At 50.0% G+C, this 18,239-nt stretch carries 19 protein-coding genes; 18 read left to right on the forward strand and 1 reads right to left on the reverse strand.

Annotated features, from left to right (window positions below):
• The first annotated feature begins 97 nt into the window (after positions 1–97).
• Positions 98–730 (forward strand): DUF1405 domain-containing protein, encoded by a 633-nt coding sequence (locus NYE54_RS12705; protein WP_098743039.1) that lies wholly within the window; start codon positions 98–100, stop codon positions 728–730.
• Between the two features lie 66 nt (positions 731–796).
• Positions 797–1,657, forward strand: a complete 861-nt coding sequence (locus NYE54_RS12710) for a sporulation protein YpjB (RefSeq protein WP_339272177.1) — start codon at positions 797–799, stop codon at positions 1,655–1,657.
• 45 nt (positions 1,658–1,702) lie between these two features.
• Here NYE54_RS12710 and NYE54_RS12715 read toward each other — a convergent pair whose 3' ends face one another.
• Positions 1,703–2,572 carry a YitT family protein gene (locus NYE54_RS12715; RefSeq protein ID WP_076320986.1) on the reverse strand — a complete coding sequence of 290 codons (870 nt, stop codon included), beginning with the start codon at positions 2,570–2,572 and terminating at the stop codon, positions 1,703–1,705.
• A 223-nt stretch (positions 2,573–2,795) separates the two neighbouring features.
• Here NYE54_RS12715 and NYE54_RS12720 point away from each other — a divergent pair, with 223 nt between their 5' ends.
• From NYE54_RS12720 to NYE54_RS12795, 16 genes are all read left to right on the forward strand, one after another.
• The gene (locus NYE54_RS12720; protein WP_076320987.1) at positions 2,796–3,125 is read left to right on the forward strand and encodes a nucleotide pyrophosphohydrolase; all 330 of its coding nucleotides are present in this window, start codon (positions 2,796–2,798) and stop codon (positions 3,123–3,125) included.
• A 49-nt stretch (positions 3,126–3,174) separates the two neighbouring features.
• Positions 3,175–3,714 carry a tetratricopeptide repeat protein gene (locus tag NYE54_RS12725; RefSeq protein ID WP_339272179.1) on the forward strand — a complete coding sequence of 180 codons (540 nt, stop codon included), beginning with the start codon at positions 3,175–3,177 and terminating at the stop codon, positions 3,712–3,714.
• A gap of 17 nt (positions 3,715–3,731) precedes the next feature.
• The gene (gene dapB / locus NYE54_RS12730) at positions 3,732–4,535 is read left to right on the forward strand and encodes a 4-hydroxy-tetrahydrodipicolinate reductase (protein WP_098743042.1); all 804 of its coding nucleotides are present in this window, start codon (positions 3,732–3,734) and stop codon (positions 4,533–4,535) included.
• Positions 4,536–4,553: 18 nt separating this feature from the next.
• Positions 4,554–4,973 carry a methylglyoxal synthase gene (gene mgsA / locus NYE54_RS12735; RefSeq protein ID WP_098743043.1) on the forward strand — a complete coding sequence of 140 codons (420 nt, stop codon included), beginning with the start codon at positions 4,554–4,556 and terminating at the stop codon, positions 4,971–4,973.
• The gene (bshB1, locus tag NYE54_RS12740; RefSeq protein ID WP_339272181.1) at positions 4,973–5,680 is read left to right on the forward strand and encodes a bacillithiol biosynthesis deacetylase BshB1; all 708 of its coding nucleotides are present in this window, start codon (positions 4,973–4,975) and stop codon (positions 5,678–5,680) included. The genes mgsA and bshB1 overlap by 1 nt, the downstream gene beginning before the upstream one ends.
• Positions 5,681–5,711: 31 nt before the next feature.
• Positions 5,712–6,875, forward strand: a complete 1,164-nt coding sequence (gene bshA, locus NYE54_RS12745; protein WP_076320991.1) for an N-acetyl-alpha-D-glucosaminyl L-malate synthase BshA — start codon at positions 5,712–5,714, stop codon at positions 6,873–6,875.
• Positions 6,876–6,918: 43 nt separating this feature from the next.
• A complete protein-coding gene (locus NYE54_RS12750) occupies positions 6,919–8,217 on the forward strand; it encodes a CCA tRNA nucleotidyltransferase (RefSeq protein ID WP_339272182.1) in 1,299 nt (432 codons plus the stop codon).
• Positions 8,204–9,184, forward strand: a complete 981-nt coding sequence (locus tag NYE54_RS12755; protein ID WP_339272184.1) for a biotin--[acetyl-CoA-carboxylase] ligase — start codon at positions 8,204–8,206, stop codon at positions 9,182–9,184. The genes NYE54_RS12750 and NYE54_RS12755 overlap by 14 nt, the downstream gene beginning before the upstream one ends.
• A 301-nt stretch (positions 9,185–9,485) precedes the next feature.
• Complete coding sequence (panB, locus tag NYE54_RS12760) at positions 9,486–10,373, forward strand: 3-methyl-2-oxobutanoate hydroxymethyltransferase (RefSeq protein ID WP_339272186.1); 888 nt, start codon at positions 9,486–9,488, stop codon at positions 10,371–10,373.
• Positions 10,370–11,260 carry a pantoate--beta-alanine ligase gene (panC, locus tag NYE54_RS12765; protein ID WP_339272188.1) on the forward strand — a complete coding sequence of 297 codons (891 nt, stop codon included), beginning with the start codon at positions 10,370–10,372 and terminating at the stop codon, positions 11,258–11,260. The genes panB and panC overlap by 4 nt, the downstream gene beginning before the upstream one ends.
• The gene (gene panD, locus NYE54_RS12770; protein ID WP_076320996.1) at positions 11,253–11,636 is read left to right on the forward strand and encodes an aspartate 1-decarboxylase; all 384 of its coding nucleotides are present in this window, start codon (positions 11,253–11,255) and stop codon (positions 11,634–11,636) included. Before panC ends, panD begins: the two co-directional genes overlap by 8 nt.
• A gap of 121 nt (positions 11,637–11,757) precedes the next feature.
• Positions 11,758–12,387, forward strand: coding sequence for a hypothetical protein (locus NYE54_RS12775; protein ID WP_076320997.1), 630 nt, complete (start codon positions 11,758–11,760; stop codon positions 12,385–12,387).
• 171 nt (positions 12,388–12,558) lie between these two features.
• Positions 12,559–15,435, forward strand: coding sequence for an ATP-dependent DNA helicase DinG (dinG, locus tag NYE54_RS12780; protein WP_076321324.1), 2,877 nt, complete (start codon positions 12,559–12,561; stop codon positions 15,433–15,435).
• Positions 15,436–15,507: 72 nt separating this feature from the next.
• Complete coding sequence (locus NYE54_RS12785) at positions 15,508–16,173, forward strand: redox-sensing transcriptional repressor Rex (RefSeq protein WP_076320998.1); 666 nt, start codon at positions 15,508–15,510, stop codon at positions 16,171–16,173.
• On the forward strand, positions 16,148–17,449 hold the full coding sequence (locus NYE54_RS12790) for an amidohydrolase (protein WP_339272191.1): 1,302 nt from the start codon (positions 16,148–16,150) through the stop codon (positions 17,447–17,449). The genes NYE54_RS12785 and NYE54_RS12790 overlap by 26 nt, the downstream gene beginning before the upstream one ends.
• A gap of 31 nt (positions 17,450–17,480) precedes the next feature.
• Positions 17,481–17,999 carry a DUF5590 domain-containing protein gene (locus NYE54_RS12795; RefSeq protein WP_076321000.1) on the forward strand — a complete coding sequence of 173 codons (519 nt, stop codon included), beginning with the start codon at positions 17,481–17,483 and terminating at the stop codon, positions 17,997–17,999.
• Positions 18,000–18,239: the final 240 nt, after the last annotated feature.

Consider the following 18,239-nt stretch of genomic DNA (forward strand, 5'->3'; position numbering starts at 1 on the left):
TAAATGTTGTATATAGATGAAAAATATGCACAGTTTAGGTATAATCGGCATTAGTCGTAAAAGTAAGAATACAAGGAACAGGACAGGAGGACGGAGCTTGTCGATTTCGTATTTTTGGAGCCGAGAATTTCTAAGCAAGCGATCGATTCTCTGGCTGCTGCTCATCTGCAACATCCTTGGAACGATCTATGGATACATATGGTACGGGGGGCAAATGGTCGATACGGTGGATCATGGCTTGCTATGGCAGGTCATATTTGTCCCGGATAGCCCGACGGCCAGTTTATTCTTCAGTTTGGCGCTTCTGCTGCTCCTCTACCCGCCTCGGGGGCTTGGGGGCTCTTTGTTTCAGCAATTCATTGAGGCGCTGGCGGTCGTGACATCAGTGAAGTATGGGATTTGGGCTGTTGCCATCATATTTGCCGGACAAGCCCAAGGGGATGTGCTGGGATGGCAGGATTGGATGCTCGTCGCTTCGCATACGGCAATGGCAGTGGAAGCGTTATTGTTCGTACGATTGTTTCATTATCGCTGGACAGCGCTCACCGGGGCCATTGCCTGGACACTGCTGAATGATACCGTAGATTATACGTACGGCGTATTTCCTTGGCTGCCGGGGCAGTTATATGACGACCTATCAGCGGTCGAGCTGTTTACTTATCTTTTGACTCTTTTCAGCGGTTTCGCCGGCTGGATCTTCATGAAATATGGGAATTCCAAACAACGTTAGCCGTTTAGGTTATACAGTTCTATGAGCATCCCTTCTGCCATACATATACGGTAGGAGGGATGTCCCATGTTTCGAACCTTTCCGAAGCTCCTGCTGTGTCTGTTTGCACTGCTTATGCTGGTTACTGTCAGCATGGGTGATCCTGTTGTGTGGGCTACCCCGGCAAACGGACAGTCGGAGACTTCGCCCGCTGCATCCATACAGGCTAAGGCGCTGAACAAGGAAGTGGAGCAGCTATACCGCCATGTGGAGGAAGGCAATGTACAAGCCGTGCTGGAGGATGTTCGCCGGGTATCCGGGATGTTTGAGGCTTCGTCATTTCAGGGATTGACCGGTGTAGAAGGAATTCATGCGTTGGCTGAGAGCATTTTGGAGATGAAAGAAGCTACGGCAAGGGCCACGCAGGAGCCGCAGCACTGGATGGTGTCCGCAGGAAAACTCCGAATGGCAACCGATAGCCTGATTCATACCAGAGATGCGTTATGGCTGCAATATTACAAGGTCATGCGTGAAGACCTGAGGGTCATGGGGGAGTATGCCATCCAGCAGGATCAGGCTGGCATGAGACGAGCGTATGACAGCCTGAGTGAACATTATGAACTCATCCGTCCTTCTGTTGTCATACAGCGAAAGCCTGAGGAGGTTAACATGATGGAGTCCTGGATTTCTTATGCCGGGGGTCTGGTGTCATCTGGGGACACAGCTCAGGTGCAAAAATTGGTTCCGCAGGGTGAGGAAATGATCAATACGCTGTTTGGCAAGAAAAAGGATGAGCCCGCCCTAGCTCCGCTGGGAGAGGTCAAGGAGCCATGGACGTGGCAGCTGGTCATCGGGGCTTTCATTTTGGCGGCATTAACGTTTGCGGGATACCGCAAATACCGAGGTCAGTTGTATAGCGCAAAACCCATGTTCCCTCGCAAAATGTAGGCGGGAATCCATAGTTGTTCCGATTGAGGCCCGGTGCAAACCGGGCTATTCTTCTTTAAATCCTTCGCCATGCACATCATTGACATCATTAATGATAATAAATGCCCGAGGGTCCAACGATTTGGCGATTCCCGTTAGGCGGCGAATTTCCTGCCTCGATACGACGCAGTATACCATATGCTTGGCTTGCTTGGAGTAGGCGCCGATGGCCGGGATTAGTGTTACTCCGCGCTCCATCTCGGTTGATATGCGATGGGCAATATCGGGTGCGTGATCACTGATGATGGTGAAGGCTTTGGCGGCATAAGCCCCCTCCTGTATGAAATCGATGACCTTGGAAGCGATGAATACGGCAACGAGGGTATACAATATTCGCTCGAGCGGGATAAAGAATAAAGAAAGCCCGATGATCAAGATATCAAGAGATAGAATGATCTGGCCCATACTGAAGCCGAATTTTCGGTTGATGATTCTGGCAATGATGTCTGAACCGCCTGTCGTCCCGCCGAACCGGAACACAATGCCGAGTCCGGCGCCCAATGTGACACCTGCGTAGAGCGCAGCAAGAATATAATCCTGCTCGGTCTGAAACGGTACAACATAGCCGCGATCGATCAAAGCTTCAAACAGCCACAGAAACAGGGTTAATGAGGCGATACCGAGACCTGTGTAAATCGACTGGCGTTTACCGAGGATTTTCATGCCGACCAAGAATAACGGGATATTGAGCACCATAGTTGAGATGGACGGCGATATGTTAAAGGCATAGTTCAGCAGTACGGTAATGCCGGTGACGCCCCCCTCCATGAGTTCATTCGGAATGATGAAATACAGAAGGCCGAATGCGTAAATGGCGGAACCGGCGATGATCGGAATGATGGTATGAAGCTGATTTAACAACTTGGACGTTTTCATAAGACCCCTCACATTTCCAATTGTGGATATTACCCGTATGTCAGGTTGCTTGTACCTGCTTAGTATGTGCCGATCATGTTCCAGCCATAAAAAATTATTTGTTTTCAAATCCGCTTTACGATAACATAGGTTTAAAACCAATCGCTCGTCATAAGAGAATGCTGCTTACAGCTTGGATATTGCAAGTTGGGGCAGACTGCGCAGTGAAGGGAGTTATAGAGTCTTGGAAAAATCAATGGCTGAAATGCAGCAGGAAGTCGATCAATACATATCACAATTCAAGGAAGGTTATTTCAGTCCTTTATCCATGATGGCCCGGATGTCCGAAGAGGTGGGCGAACTCGCCAGAGAGGTTAATCATCAGTTCGGTGAGAAGCCGAAAAAGGCCGATGAAGCAGACAATTCCATCGAAATGGAACTTGGAGATATATTGTTTATTACGATTTGTTTTGCCAATTCCCTTGGCATCGATCTCGCGGAAGCGCACGCTAAAGTCATGCATAAATTTGCGACGCGTGATGCTGATCGTTGGACGAAAATAAACACCGATTAGGCTGCTGCTACATATGCTGTACCAAACCCGCTGTGGGGAGGGACAGCCCGTGAAACCTGAAAGTTATATACAAAAAGCATATCGATGCATCCTTCAAAATGATTTCGAAGAGGCGTTACGTTGGTTTGAGCAAGCGATCATCGCGAATCCGGGAGATGCCGAAGTGCATTATCGGTGCTCCATTACCTACGGCAGAAGCAATAAGCTGGAGATGGCGATTACGCATGCGGAGGAAGCCGTCAGGCTGCAGCCGGACAAACCGGAATATGCTCTTCATTTACAGCATATCAAGGCTGCGGAGCTGGTGCAGCGAGCAAGAAAGATGGTGGAGAACCGCAAGGATGTGACCAAGGCAGAATTGTATCAAGCCGTGGGACATCTGAAATCAGCCGTAGCCATGGACCCTTTGTATGCTCAGGCTTATGTATGGCTTGCTCTTGTTTATAGTGAACTCGATGAGCATGCGCTCGCCATTTCCACGCTTAAAGAGGTAATTTCGTTGTACCCGCAGGAGAGCGGGCTGCAGCATATAATGGAGGAACTCAAACAGCGCTTGAAATCATATATGCAGGATACAGCATCGGATTGAAAGTGAGGACATGTACAATGGCAAACAAATGGACAGTTGCGGTCGTCGGTGCCGGCGGCCGTATGGGTAAAGAAGTAGTGAAGCTTGTTTTGGGCGATGAGGAACTGGAACTGGTTGCCGCTGTGGGCCGATCGGATGAAGGTGCTGATGCAGGGACGCTTGTGGGTCTTCCTGCCTGCGGCATTACGGTGACATCCGATCTGGAGATGGCGTTGGTCGAATCGAAACCAGATGTTATGGTTGACTTTACAGCACCGCAATTTGCCTATAGCAACACGGCTCTGGCCATTAAGCACGGCGTCCGTCCGATCATGGGCACTACAGGCTTCACGCCAGAGCAAATCGAAGAGTTGGACAAGCAGTGTATGGAGCAGAATATTGGCGGTTTGATCGCACCGAATTTCTCCATCGGAGCGATCCTGATGATGAAGTTTGCAGCTGCAGCAGCAAAATATTTGCCCCATGTTGAAATCATTGAAACCCATGGCGACCAGAAGCTTGATGCGCCATCCGGAACATCGATCAAGACAGCGGAAATGATTGCCGCAAACCGCGAGGAAATCCGGCAAGGCAATCCAAAGGAAGAAGAGGTCATTGAAGGCGCCAGAGGCGGGTACTATAACGGCTTCCGTATTCACAGTGTTCGTCTGCCGGGTGTATTTGCTCAGCAGGAAGTTATATTTGGCGGTTACGGACAAAGCTTGAAGATCCGACATGATTCCTATGAGCGTGCAGCTTATATGCCGGGCGTGAAGATGGCTATAGAGAAAGTAATGGGGTACACCGGCTTGGTCTATGGATTTGATCATTTTATCGACTAACATAGGGGAGAAATTACTATGAATATTTCATTTATCGCTCATGACCGTAAAAAAGAGGAAATGGTCAACTTCGTTATTGCTTATGAAAATGTATTCGAAGATCATAATCTTTACTCGACGGGAACGACGGGGACCCGTATTATGGAGCAAACCAAACTCAGCATTCACCGTTTCGCTTCGGGACCACTTGGTGGCGACCAGCAGATTGGCGCGCTTGTTGCGGACAATGAGATGGATCTCATCATTTTTTTACGGGATCCTTTGATGGCACAACCTCATGAACCAGACATTAATGCACTCCTTCGTCTGTGCGACGTTCAGGGAATTCCACTTGCTACCAATGTGGCAACGGCCGAGATTCTTGTTAAAGCGCTGGACCGTGGCGATTTTGCATGGCGGGAACTCGTTCATAAATACAAACCGGGTGTGGATAGCTAATGAACAGCCAACTGGACATCTTAATCTTCGGAGCACACGCTGACGATGCCGAGATCGGAATGGCAGGAACGATTGCGAAGCATACAGCAGCTGGACTGTCGGTCGGGATCTGCGATCTGACGGAGGCTGAGATGTCGTCGAACGGCACCGTCGACATTCGCAAGCAGGAGGCTGAGCAAGCAGCCCGGATTTTGGATCTTACGGTCCGGACGAATTTGGGACTGCCGGACCGTGGTTTATTTGTGACACCGGAGAATATTGAACGGGTCACGGCCGAGATTCGCAAGTTTTCTCCCTCGATTGTGTTTGCTCCCTACTGGGAGGATCGCCATCCGGACCATGTGGCTTGCAGCCGTTTAGTTGAGGAAGCGGTATTTAATGCCAAGCTTCGTCGTTATATGCCTGAGCAGCCACCGGTTAAGGTGGACGAGCTTTATTTTTATTTCATTAATGATATCGGAAGAACGGATCTGGTCGTTGACGTTACGGATCAGTATGCCGTTAAGGAGCAGGCCCTGTCTTGTTACCGTTCCCAGTTCCAGAAGGCTGAAGAAAATGCAGTCTCTACCCCGTTGACTGAGGGGTACATCGAGCGTGTGCGGGCCAGGGATTCACTGCTTGGAGCGCGCAGGCTTATTCCTTATGCAGAAGGTTTCGCTTGTAAAAGTCCGTATGTTGTTCATCTATTCGACTCCAAGCAGGCATAATATATAGAGGCGTACGTAAAGGAGGCCTGACATGAATCAACAACCATTAAAAATCGGCATTACCTGTTACCCTTCATTGGGCGGGTCGGGCGTGGTGGCGACAGAGCTGGGGAAACTCCTGGCCGAGCAAGGACACCAGGTTCATTTTATTGCTCACAGCATTCCGTTCCGGTTAGGGACTTTCCATAAAAATATTTTTTATCATGAAGTTGAAGTGAACGACTACTACGTGTTTCGATACCCGCCATATGATCTGTCGCTAGCGACAAAGATGGCTCAGGTAGCCAAAATGCAGCAGCTTGATGTGCTGCATGTGCACTATGCGGTGCCACATGCCGTGTGTGCCTTCTTAGCGAAGCAGATGGTCGGAGATCAGCTGAAGGTCGTCACGACGCTGCATGGAACCGATATTACGGTTCTGGCGCAGGATGAATCGCTGAAGGACTTGATTCGACTCGCTATTAATGAAAGTGATGCGGTTACGGCTGTTTCTCAGGATCTCATCCGAGAAACGCGGGAGTTGCTGGATATAAGCCGGGATATTGACCTTACCTACAATTTTGTGGATCCGCGGGTATATTATCCACGGGATTCGGAATCGCTGCGTAAAGATTATGCAGATCCGAATGAGAAGATCTTGATGCATATTTCCAACTTCCGTCCGGTAAAACGGGTAGCAGACGTGTTGGAAATATTCGCCCAGGTTCAGGAGCAGGTCCCGGCGAAACTGCTGCTTGTCGGGGAAGGGCCCGAGCTTCCGAAAATCCAGTGCCGCATCAATGAACTGGGACTCGCCAGCAAAGTACATTTTCTAGGCAAGCAAGATGAAATTGCGCACGTCATATCCATGGCGGATGTGCTGCTGCTTCCTTCCGAGAAAGAAAGCTTTGGCCTGGTTGCTCTAGAAGCGATGGCCTGCGGAGTGCCTACCGTCGGCTCTACGGCAGGCGGGATTCCCGAGTTGATAACACATGGCGAAACCGGATATTTGGCTCCTATCGGAGACACCTATTCGATGGCTCAGCATGTGCTTGAAATTTTAAAGGATGAAGCGCTTAGTGAGCGGCTGCGCAAGGCTTGTCTGCATCGTTCCAAGACGATGTTCTGCAATGAATTAATACGAGGCAAGTACGAAGAAATATATTACCGAGTATTGGGACGGGAGGTTAGCGAGCTGAAGCCGGTCTGCGGCTAAGCTCGACCCTCTCGTTGTTTTTCGGGTAAAGGAACGGGAAACTATGGCAGATATGTTTAATTCAATACGATGGCGCAACGCGGATCCCGATATGGCCGAGCGGAGTGCGGACGTGATCCGGACTCTGCTTCGACATGGACATGAAGCGTATTGGGTCGGAGGCTGTGTCCGTGATGAATACATGGGACGCAGGGTCAGTGATATGGATATTACGACCTCCGCCTTGCCGGAAGTCACCTGTTCCGTCTTTCCCAAGGTCATTCCTACAGGAATCAAGCATGGGACCGTAACGGTGCTGATGGAAGGCCAGTCTTTCGAAGTGACGACTTATCGGGTGGAGAGTGGTTATGAGGATCACCGTCATCCAACGGAGGTCGCTTTCGTCAGAGAAGTAAAGGAAGATTTGAGACGGCGCGATTTTACGATGAACGCAATGGCTAGGGGGATTGATGGATCCTGGGTGGATCCGTTTGGCGGACGAGCGGATATTGACAGGCAGGTAATCCGCTGCGTAGGCGATGCGCGCCTGCGTTTCCGTGAAGACGCCCTGCGCATGGTTCGCTGCATCCGTTTCGCCTCTGTGTTCGGTTTCTCCATCGCGCAGCATACATGGAGAGGGATTCTCTCGGAGAGAGACACCTTAAGCTGGATTGCGATGGAGCGCATCCGCAGTGAATTTGAAAAGATATTGACAGGGCCGGCCCCCTTACGAGGATTGGAGATGTTTGTCCGCAGCGGCTTGTACACCCGAATGAAAGCGCCGTTTCCGTATACCGGGCATGACACGCAGGCGATAGAAGCAATGAATCGGATCGAGCCGGAGCAATCTACGATCCGCTGGACGCTGCTGCTGCTTGCTTGCGGCATTTCAGCCCAGGCAGCAGAGGGACTGCTGCGATCATGGACGTTCTCCAATAAGCAGCGGGAAGCCATCGTTAAGCAGCTGGCGCTTCATGAATCCTATCTGCAAGAGAAGGAAGAGGAAGATACCAAGAGTGCTAGGCTCCAGTGGATTAAGCTGGTTCTTTTCCACGGAGCCGAGGCAGCTCAAGGCTGGCTGCATTTGCAGACGGCGTTGAACCAAACGGGAGCGGCGTCTGCCTCACTTAGCGTAATCGAGCAGCTTGACGGTTGGCTCCGGGAACTCCGAATTCGGAGTTTGAAGGATTTGGCCATCACCGGAAACGAACTGCTTGAAGCGCTGGACAAGCGCGGGGGCCCATGGCTAGGCGAACTTCTCGGGCAATTGCTGGAGAAATCGGCAGCAGGTTTAATTAACAACGATAAGGAATCGTTGATTGAAGAAGCAAAGCGGGTGGTAATTCATAATGAAGGATTATGATCAAGACAATGCACTTCTGAAAATGTTCCAGGAGCATTCCGGCCAGTTTTTGTCCGGAGAAGAGATCAGCCGTAAATTGTCCATCAGCCGGACGGCCGTATGGAAGCAGATCAATAAGCTTCGTCATTTTGGTTATGATTTCGAGGCTGTTCCACGGCTTGGCTACCGCATGATGGATGAACCGGACAAACTGAGCGTGGAACAACTGACAGCGGGGATGACCAGTCAAACCTTCGGGAAACCGCTGAAGCTGCTTGACAAAACGGCGTCAACGCAGGAAGATGCCCGGCAATTGGCGGAAGAAGGGGCAACCGAAGGCACGCTTGTGATCTCGGAAGAGCAGACGGGCGGCCGCGGGAGAATGGGCAGGAAATTCCACTCCCCGAGAGGCAAAGGCATATGGATGAGCCTGGTGCTCAGACCGAAGCAACCTCTGCATTTAACCCAGCAGCTCACCTTGTTGACAGGCGTAGCGGTATGCCGTGCGATCACGAAGTGCGCCGGTGTGCAAACCGATATCAAATGGCCAAACGACATTCTGTTTCAAGGCAAAAAGGTGTGCGGCATTCTGCTGGAGTCTGCAACAGAAGACGAAAGGGTGCGCTACTGCATTGCCGGTATCGGCATCAGCGCCAATCTGAAAGAATCGGATTTTCCGGAGGAGCTGCGCAGCGTTGCGACTTCGATTCGCATGGCTGGCGGAGCAACCGTTAATCGGACAGAGCTGATCCAGTCCATCATGGCGGAGATGGAGGTTTTATATGAATTGTACAACGAGCAGGGCTTCGAGCCTATAGCCTCTCTCTGGGAAGCTTTATCCGGCACGGTGGGCAGGGAAGTTCAAGTGCAGACGGCCCTTGACCGTTTTAGCGGGATTGCCACAGGACTCAACCGAGATGGTGCGCTGCTGGTCCGCAATCAAGATGACGAGCTGATCCCCGTATATTCCGGTGAAATTCTTTTTTAATACCAGGTAAATGAAACATGGTGAAATCGTAGTTGGATTTTGTTATACTATGACCAAGAGGCGGTATCGCCATGAGCGAATTGCACTCTACAGCAAGTGATATTGAACAGCATTATTTTTTTAGAACACCTTCATAACTGTTATGCCGGTTACGTTGGATTCTGCTCTGAGCCGAAAGGACCGAGACAGAAGGGACGATCGCGAGTGACTCTTTTTTGCCTTTCGGACTTTTTAGCAAGTATGTGCTAAAAGGTTTTTTTTATTGTGTCTAACTTATTTACACAAAGGAGGCTGTGTCACAATGACAGGCAAACAACCACTGAACATCGTGAAGATGAAGAACATGAAGAAGAAGGGTATACCGATCACCATGCTGACCGCGTACGATTATCCTTCCGCCAAGCTGGCGGAGGAAGCGGATATTGATATGATATTGGTAGGCGATTCCCTCGGCAATGTCGTGCTCGGCTATAACTCCACAATTCCGGTAACGCTGGACGACATGGTATATCATACCCGTGCCGTCGCTCGTGGAGCGGAAGAAACTTTTATCGTAGCGGATATGCCGTTTATGACCTATCACGGAGATATTGATGAAAGTCTGCGCGGGGTGCGGAGATTGATGCAGGAAGGTCATGCGCATGCCGTGAAAATGGAGGGCGGCGAAGAAATCGCCGGCACCGTGAAACGGATCGTACAGTCCGGCGTACCGGTACTGGGTCATATCGGGCTGACGCCTCAGTCGGTGAATCAAATTGGAGGCTACCGGATCCAAGGCAAGGATGCCCAAGACGCTCAGCGGCTCATGAATGATGCAAAGGCACTTGAAGCGGCTGGAGCATTCGCAATTGTATTGGAGCTGGTTACAGAAGAGGCTGCGGCGGAAATATCTAAAGCGCTGAGCATACCGACGATTGGCATCGGAGCGGGTCGTTACTGCGACGGTCAGGTTCTGGTATTCCATGATTTAATCAAATATGCGTCTCCCTATCGGGACAAACGCTTCGTGAAAACATACGCTGATGTAGGCTCCGTCATCCGTGAAGGCATTACGCAGTATGTGAAGGAAGTAAAGGACCGCTCATTCCCGGCAGAGGAGCATGTCTTCAAGGCCGAGAAACATGAGGCTTCCGAAACGACAACAACATTATATGGAAGCAAAAAGGAAAAGGTGGGCACGACATCATGAAAGTGATTCGCACCATTGCGGAATTAAGATCAGAACTTAAGGACCGCTGGGAATCCGGCAGTGGTTCGGTAGGACTTGTGCCTACGATGGGTTATTTGCATGAAGGACACGCCAGCCTGATGCGTAAGGCGCGAGAAATGGCAGGTACGGTGGTTGTCAGTATCTTTGTCAATCCGATTCAATTCGGACCGGGTGAGGATTATGAGACCTATCCCAGGGATGAGGCACGCGATCTGGCGTTGGCGGAATCCGAAGGGGTGAATGTGGTTTTTATTCCCACGGTTCAGGAAATGTATCCCCAGCCGACCAAAACCAAAATCACTGTATCGGAAATTACGTCTTTGTTGTGCGGGGCCTCCCGTCCCGGGCATTTTGACGGTGTTACCACCGTTGTTAACAAATTGTTTAATATCGTAAAACCTGACTATGCTTTCTTCGGAATGAAGGATGCCCAGCAGGTAGCCGTCATTGAGCAAATGGTTCAAGATTTGAACATGGACGTAACCATCGTGCCTTGTCCGATCATCCGCGAATCTGACGGCCTTGCTCTAAGCTCACGCAACGTGTATTTGAAGCCGGAAGAGCGGGAACAGGCACTTGTGCTGTCGGGCTCTTTGCGGACCGCTCAGGAGATGATCCAGCAGGGACAAGCGACAACGGCAGGAGAGATCCGTGTTCATCTTCGGGATTCTATATCCCAGTCCCCGCTCGCTGATATTGATTATGCAGAATTGCTCACTTTCCCGGAACTTGTTCCCGTGGAAGATTCATATCGCATTGCGGATGAAGGCAGAACCGTCATTATGGCGCTGGCCGTACGATTTGGCCGCACCCGTCTCATTGACAATGCGTTACTTCAACCAAAAGTAGGGGGATCCCATGTTTAGAACAATGATGAAATCCAAAATCCACCGCGCAACGGTGACGGAAGCCAATCTGAACTATGTGGGCAGCATTACCATTGATGAGGATCTAATGGAGGCTGCAGACCTTTTGGAGAATGAAAAAGTTCAAATCGTGAACAATAACAATGGCGCCCGTTTGGAAACGTACGTGATCAAAGGCGAACGCGGCAGTGGTGTGATTTGTCTGAACGGGGCAGCTGCAAGGCTTGTACAGCCTGGCGACAACGTCATTATCATTTCTTATGCCATGATGTCTAAAGAGGAATACGACAATCATACCCCGACGGTTGTGATCGTTGACGAAATGAATAAGCCGGTTAATACGGAATATCGTGAGGTTCACGCCGCGGTTCTCTAAACGGTCTCCTAAGAGCCAAAATGTGTCGGGACCTTAAAGGGATGAAAAGACCGACTTCTACAGAAAATGAGTTCAGGTCGACGCACTGATCTCATTTTTCCGCTAAGGGTGGGATGCAGCTATGTTTCAACATGTATTCGCTGAAATGAACAACATGTTAGATGAAATTGTGAAGCATTACCCTTCTGCTCAAGGTCCCCAAAAACAGGCGCTGGTACAAAACTGGAACATGCTCAAAAGCATGAGCGAGGGCATTATCGAGGAATGGCTCCATTTTGAAGAGAAGATGGCTATCTTCCGCGAGAGTGCCGCCTCACCTCCTGTTTTTCCACCGACCGAAGCGCCTGAACTGCAGCTTGATGCATTCATTCGCGGCCAAGGTTATTACAAGTTGTTGATGTTCCAGCCGGCTATACAGCAATTTGAGGTGGCCGCCACGGTATTTCCGGATAGCCTTCTGATCAAGCTGTATATTGCGATGTCCCATCTTTATTTGGGGCAAACCATACCAGCGTCCGATGTATTGGTGTCCATCCTGCCCCTGGCAGACAACAAGAAGATGCGAGCGATGATTTACAACGCGCTTGGATGCATCGAGGTGTTGAATGGACAACAAGGGAAAGCCGAGGAGCATTTTGCACTGGCGATTCACAGCGACCCGACACTTCCTGACCCCATTATCAATTTGGAGGTCTGCAAGCAGAATCGCGGTGAGCTCCAGTACGGCAGCCAATTGATCTCTTTGCTGTAGAAATCAAGCCATTACAAGAAGCGATGCCAGAGCTCATTACTGAGACTTTGGTATCGCTTCTTGCCGTATGGAGCGATGGAGGAGAAACGGGGGATTTTTTACCCGGAATGTTCAAAACCCGCAACTTCTGGTATGCTGTTAATTAGTCTGGAGGAAAGGGATTTTATCGAAATGAAATTTGCCGTATTGGATTTTGAAACCACGGGCAACCAGTCAGCAGATGAGATCATTCAGGTTGGACTGGCCATCATCGAAGAGGATCGAAGCATCTCCCGCGTATACGGCACCTATGTCAATCCCGGGATTCCGATCCCTCCTTTTATTACCGGTTTGACCGGCATTTCCGACAGTGATGTAGCGGATGCTCCGTCATTGGAAGAAATGATGATGGAACTCGTGCCCATGCTCGACGATGTCGTATTGGTTGGGCATAATGTCGCTTTTGATTTTAACTTTTTGCAAAATGCACTCGATCGCTGCGGCTATTTACCGTTCAGCGGCCGAATTCTAGATACGATGCACTTCTTAAAAATATGTTTTCCCTCGCTGCCTTCTTATCAGCTCGGGATGGTCTCCTCTCATTTCGGTCTGGAGCATGACCGTCCGCATCAGGCGGACAGCGATGCGCTTGCCACAGCCTATGCGCTGCTGAAATGCCTGGAGGAGATCGATGAGCTTCCTCTCCTTACCGTGCAGCGGTTAAGCGACCTGTTTGCCGACGAGGACAGCGACTTGGCCTGGTTCTTTGACGGCATCCGTGCTGACAGGGAGTTCCAGGCTGTACAAGCCGGAGACACCCATACGTACTATCGTCAATTTGCCCTGGCCGTTGACGATTGGAACGATATTGCGCCTGCCAGGGATGAGTCGGAGCCTAATCCGCTGGCGGATGTAAGCTTCGAGCAATACATGAATGATGTCCGTGAACGTCTAAAGGAAACGCTGCCTCATTATGAGAGCAGGGATGCCCAGGACATGATGTTTCAGGAAGTGATGCAGGCCCTCGATGACAATAAACATTTATTGATCGAAGCCGGCACGGGAACAGGCAAATCCCTCGGGTATTTGCTGCCGTCGATTTATCAAAGCGTGAAGCAGGAACAGAAGGTTATGGTGAGCACGCATACAATCAACCTTCAAGAACAGCTGCGTGACCGGGATATTCCCCTGCTCACCCAGGTTGTTCCTTTTCCTTTTAAAGCGGCTATTTTCAAGGGAAGAGGCCATTATTTGTGTTTGAGAAAATTTGAACATAAAATAAATAGAAGAGATTTTCATTCCCCGAAGGAAGATGTGATCACCGCGGCGCAGATGCTGGTCTGGCTGACCCAGACGGAGAACGGGGATGATGAAGAACTGAACTTTGGCGGTCGCGGAGGGGATTTCTGGGAGACGATCTCCAGTGATTCGGATTCCTGCCTTGGCCGTGCCTGCCCATGGTTCCGCAAATGCTACTATCACAGGGCTAAACATGAAGCGGGCATCGCGGATGTTGTCATTACGAACCATTCGAAGCTGTTCACTGACGTAAAAGCGAATCATCAGCTGCTTCCGAGTTATGAGCGTCTCGTCATTGATGAAGCGCATCATCTGGAGGACGTCGCTGGCAAGCACCTTGGCTTGCAGATGAAATATTTTTCGGTGGTCCATACGTTGACTCGTATGTACAAAGACAGCCGCAGCGGTCAGCTTCCGGCTCTTCGCCAGCTGCTGCAAGCATCGTCGCATGAGAAGGCTGTCGAGTGGTCCTCCATCATAGACCGGATTTATCCGGATCTGATCACCGCAAAAGAGAATTGGGACCGGCTCAGCGATCAATTGTTCGGACTACTTCCGGAACGCGGAGACGCGACTCCGGGGGATGCCGGTCAATTCTCGCTTCGCTTATCGCCTCTGAAGAAGCCGAAGGATTGGGATTCGCTGGCCGAGTTGGAGCATCAAATTCATGTGACGCTGGGCGATGTCGTTCGCAAGGGTGACAAGCTGATCGCCGAGATGAAGGAAGATCTGGACGACTACAGCGCGGACAGTTTGTTAACAGACCTATCGGGTCTGTTTAAGGACCTGGCCGCACACCGCGAGGACCTGAGGTCCTTCATGGCTCTGAATGATGAAGGCACGGTATACTGGATGGAGGCTAACGGGAATTTCCGCGGCAAATCGCTGCAGCTTTATGCAGTGCCTGTCGATGTTAGCACCCACTTGAAGGAATTGTTTTTTGACAAGAAACAAAGCGTGATCCTGACATCGGCGACCTTGTCGGTGGATAAATCGTTTCAGTTCATGATCGAGAACTTGGGTCTTCAGGAAGCGGCAGATAGCGGCAACTTGAACACGGTTCTGCTGCCGTCCCCGTTTAATTACAGGGAGCAGGCCCTCCTTGTCGTGCCGCGCGATTTTCCGAGCGTGAAGGGCTCGGTCGGGGATGCACTCTTTGTGAATACACTTGTGCAATCATTGGCCGATACGGCAATCGCTACGCATGGCCGCATGCTTGTGCTGTTCACTTCGTACCGCATGCTGCGTCAGGTTCACGAGCCGTTGAAGGAGGCGCTGGCATCCAGCGATATTACGGTACTGGGACAAGGGATGGACGGAACCAGCCGTACCAAGTTAATCCGGAGATTCCAGGATAGCAGTGCTTCGGTCCTGCTGGGTACGAGCTCCTTCTGGGAAGGGGTAGACATACCCGGGGAGGCGCTCACTTGCCTTGCGATCGTCCGGCTGCCGTTCCAGCCGCCGAATCATCCCTTGGTCGAAGCCAAGAGCGAATTGCTGCAGCAGCAGAAGAAGAACCCGTTCATGAAACTTTCGGTTCCGCAAGCGGTCATTCGCTTCAAACAGGGATTTGGCCGACTGGTGCGGACCGCGCAAGATAAGGGGATTGTCATTGTCTACGATACCCGGGTCATTGAATCCTATTACGGGAAATATTTCTTATATTCTTTGCCGGGGCCGAAGATGGAGCATATGCCGACAGAGGGGATCGTTCCCCGAATTTCGGAATGGCTGCAGGAAGAGGCAGGCATAGAGAACCAAGCTGAATAAAAGTGAAACAATGAACGAAATGATCTGTCACAAAAAAATGTAGTTATTAACCTATTATTAGGGGGAGCATGAATGAAATCGGAAAAAATTTCGGAAGCCGTGGTCCGCAGATTACCTGTATACTTGCGCTATTTGAATGAGCTTCAGAAAAGGGAGGTCTCCACGGTTTCCTCCCAGGAACTGGGACAAAAACTGGACCTCAATCCTGCTCAAATTCGTAAGGACCTAGCGTATTTCGGTGATTTTGGACGGAAAGGGATCGGATATGACGTATCTTATCTGATCGAGAAAATTCGCCAGATTCTAAAGCTGGACCAGAAGATCAATGTCGCATTGATTGGGGCCGGTAATCTTGGACATGCATTATCGAATTACAATGCATTTCTGAAGGACAATATGAAGATTGTGGCGGTTTTCGATTCGTATTCTCCCAAAGTTGGTATGAAAATTAACAATTTGGTTGTACAGCCGATGGAGGAACTGGAGAAGACGGTTCATGAGTACGGCATTCGTATCGGGATAATCACCGTTCCGGATTTTGAAGCGCAGAATGTAGCCAATCAGCTTATCGCCGCAGGCATCGAGGCTATCCTGAATTTTGCGCCAACCATCCTGAAAGCCCCATCCCATATCCGGATTCATACGGCTGATTTTACTACAGATTTGCAGAGTTTGGCCTATTATTTGGATAACGGCAAGGAGGATGCAGCACATGACGATAACGAAGTGGATGGTTAAGAACGGAACGTTTGCGGTATTAGAGGAAGGAAGATCCGTGTTACGCGGATATATGGTTGTGGAGAATGACCGGATAACCTATCTGGGTGAAGAAGAGCCAACCGTCCAAGAGGGAACAGAAGTTATCGACGGAACTCATCTGTTTTTCCTACCGGGGTTAGTGAACACGCACGGACATGCGGCGATGTCCCTGCTCCGCGGTTATGGCGACGATCTGACACTGCAGGTATGGCTTCAGGAAAAAATGTGGCCTATGGAAGCCAAATTCACGGCCGACGATGTATACTGGGGAACCGCACTCTCCGTGCTGGAGATGATCAAAGGCGGAACCACGACATTTGTGGATATGTATGATCATATGGATCAGGTTGCCAAGGTTGTGCAGGACTCAGGAATGCGCGGCGTCCTGATGCGCGGCGTCATCGGATTGTGTCCGCCTGAGGTGCAGCAGCAGAAGCTGGATGAGGCGGTGGCATTCGCAAAAGACTGGCATGGCAAGGCTGACGGGAGAATTACGACGATGATTTCCCCGCATGCACCTTATACGTGCCCCCCGGATTTCATCGAAAAATTCGTTCAGGCATCGCATGATTTGAATCTGCCTTTGCATACGCATATGTCCGAAACGGAAACGGAAGTAGCTCAGAATGTAAAAGACTACGGACTTCGCCCTGTTGCCCATTTGGAGAAGCTTGGCATGTTCTCCCGTCCAACGCTGCTTGCGCATGCCGTCCATCTGACCGATGAAGAAATCGAAATCCTGGCCAAGCATCAAGTTATGGTGTCGCATAATCCAGGCAGCAATTTGAAGCTTGCCAGCGGCATCGCTCGCGTGCCTGCACTGCTGAAAGCCGGCGTAACGGTGTCGCTGGGTACCGATGGACCTGCGAGTAACAATAACCTGGATATGTTTGAAGAGATGCGACTGGCTGCACTGATCCATAAAGGGGTAAGCGGGGACCCAACAGCCATTCCAGCATCCGAAGCGCTTCGGATGGGAACAGAGTATGGAGCCCGATCGGCGTTCATTGAGGATATCGGCACACTTGCGGTAGGAATGAAAGCAGATATGATCGCACTGAACACGGATCAAGCGCACTTCCTTCCACGGACCGATTATATTTCACACGCTATCTACTCAGCCAGTGCGAAGGATGTAGAGCATGTATGGGTTGACGGCAAGCAGGTAGTGAAGAATGGCGCGAGTCTTACTCTTGATGAGGAACGTATCCGCCGGGAAGCGCAGCGTGCCTTTGAGCGTCTTACAACCCTCTAGGGAATAATCAAGGGGAGCGAGGAAGACGGATTTGAAGAAAAAAACGAAGTGGATTTTGCTGAGTGTGTCCAGCGTGCTGCTGTTGCTGCTTGGTTTACAGCTCTATTATTCATATGTTATGAAAGATACTTGGAATGAAGAAAGAATGGCAATTGTTGCCGCGAAGCAGCATGGCCAATTGGTTACATCCGGGAAGACCTATAAATCGGTGTGGGGCGAGGATAATAACTATTGGGTAGTAAGCGGGAAGGATCAAGACAATCAAGATCGTATGGTATGGGTGAAATTTACGGATGACAACGTACCTGTTGAAGGTGCTGACGCTGTCCAGTCCGTTTTATTGAAAACGGGAATGTCAGAAGCCCAGATGCGGGATCAGATCTATAACGAATTGCCTGGCGTTGAAATTAAGCGGTTGCTGCCTGGAATGTATGAGGGCGAGTATGCATGGCAGCTGCAGTATGAACACAACGGTCAGCGCGGCTATCGGTTTTATCGTTTTCAGGATGGTAACACCATCGGGAATGACATTATTCTTCCAAATCAATAAAAATACAGAAAGAGAGGCGCCCTTTAAAATCCATAGGGTGCCTCTCTTTTTCTCCGATATGTAAGCGTATTCAGAAAGAATATGGAAAAACTGTTCTAAATATTTTCACAGACATGCATGAAAAAGTATATAAGATGTGATATACTCGTACTTGTACAAAACGAGCATATAAATTACATGCATCGCAATATATCATTGTTATATGTACTATTATGTCGCAAAATGATAGACAAAATTTCA

It is taken from the genome of Paenibacillus sp. FSL K6-1330 (assembly GCF_037976825.1).
GTDB lineage: Bacteria > Bacillota > Bacilli > Paenibacillales > Paenibacillaceae > Paenibacillus_AQ.

Excerpts from the sequence above, each read along its gene's own strand:
- NYE54_RS12710 (WP_339272177.1), top strand. The coding sequence starts at position 797 with ATGTTTCGAACCTTTCCGAAGCTCCTGCTGTGTCTGTTTGCACTGCTT.
- NYE54_RS12715 (WP_076320986.1), bottom strand. The coding sequence starts at position 2,572 with ATGAAAACGTCCAAGTTGTTAAATCAGCTTCATACCATCATTCCGATC.
- dapB (WP_098743042.1), top strand. The coding sequence starts at position 3,732 with ATGGCAAACAAATGGACAGTTGCGGTCGTCGGTGCCGGCGGCCGTATG.
- mgsA (WP_098743043.1), top strand. The coding sequence starts at position 4,554 with ATGAATATTTCATTTATCGCTCATGACCGTAAAAAAGAGGAAATGGTC.
- bshB1 (WP_339272181.1), top strand. The coding sequence starts at position 4,973 with ATGAACAGCCAACTGGACATCTTAATCTTCGGAGCACACGCTGACGAT.
- bshA (WP_076320991.1), top strand. The coding sequence starts at position 5,712 with ATGAATCAACAACCATTAAAAATCGGCATTACCTGTTACCCTTCATTG.
- NYE54_RS12750 (WP_339272182.1), top strand. The coding sequence starts at position 6,919 with ATGGCAGATATGTTTAATTCAATACGATGGCGCAACGCGGATCCCGAT.
- NYE54_RS12755 (WP_339272184.1), top strand. The coding sequence starts at position 8,204 with ATGAAGGATTATGATCAAGACAATGCACTTCTGAAAATGTTCCAGGAG.
- panB (WP_339272186.1), top strand. The coding sequence starts at position 9,486 with ATGACAGGCAAACAACCACTGAACATCGTGAAGATGAAGAACATGAAG.
- panC (WP_339272188.1), top strand. The coding sequence starts at position 10,370 with ATGAAAGTGATTCGCACCATTGCGGAATTAAGATCAGAACTTAAGGAC.
- panD (WP_076320996.1), top strand. The coding sequence starts at position 11,253 with ATGTTTAGAACAATGATGAAATCCAAAATCCACCGCGCAACGGTGACG.
- NYE54_RS12775 (WP_076320997.1), top strand. The coding sequence starts at position 11,758 with ATGTTTCAACATGTATTCGCTGAAATGAACAACATGTTAGATGAAATT.
- dinG (WP_076321324.1), top strand. The coding sequence starts at position 12,559 with ATGAAATTTGCCGTATTGGATTTTGAAACCACGGGCAACCAGTCAGCA.
- NYE54_RS12785 (WP_076320998.1), top strand. The coding sequence starts at position 15,508 with ATGAAATCGGAAAAAATTTCGGAAGCCGTGGTCCGCAGATTACCTGTA.
- NYE54_RS12790 (WP_339272191.1), top strand. The coding sequence starts at position 16,148 with ATGACGATAACGAAGTGGATGGTTAAGAACGGAACGTTTGCGGTATTA.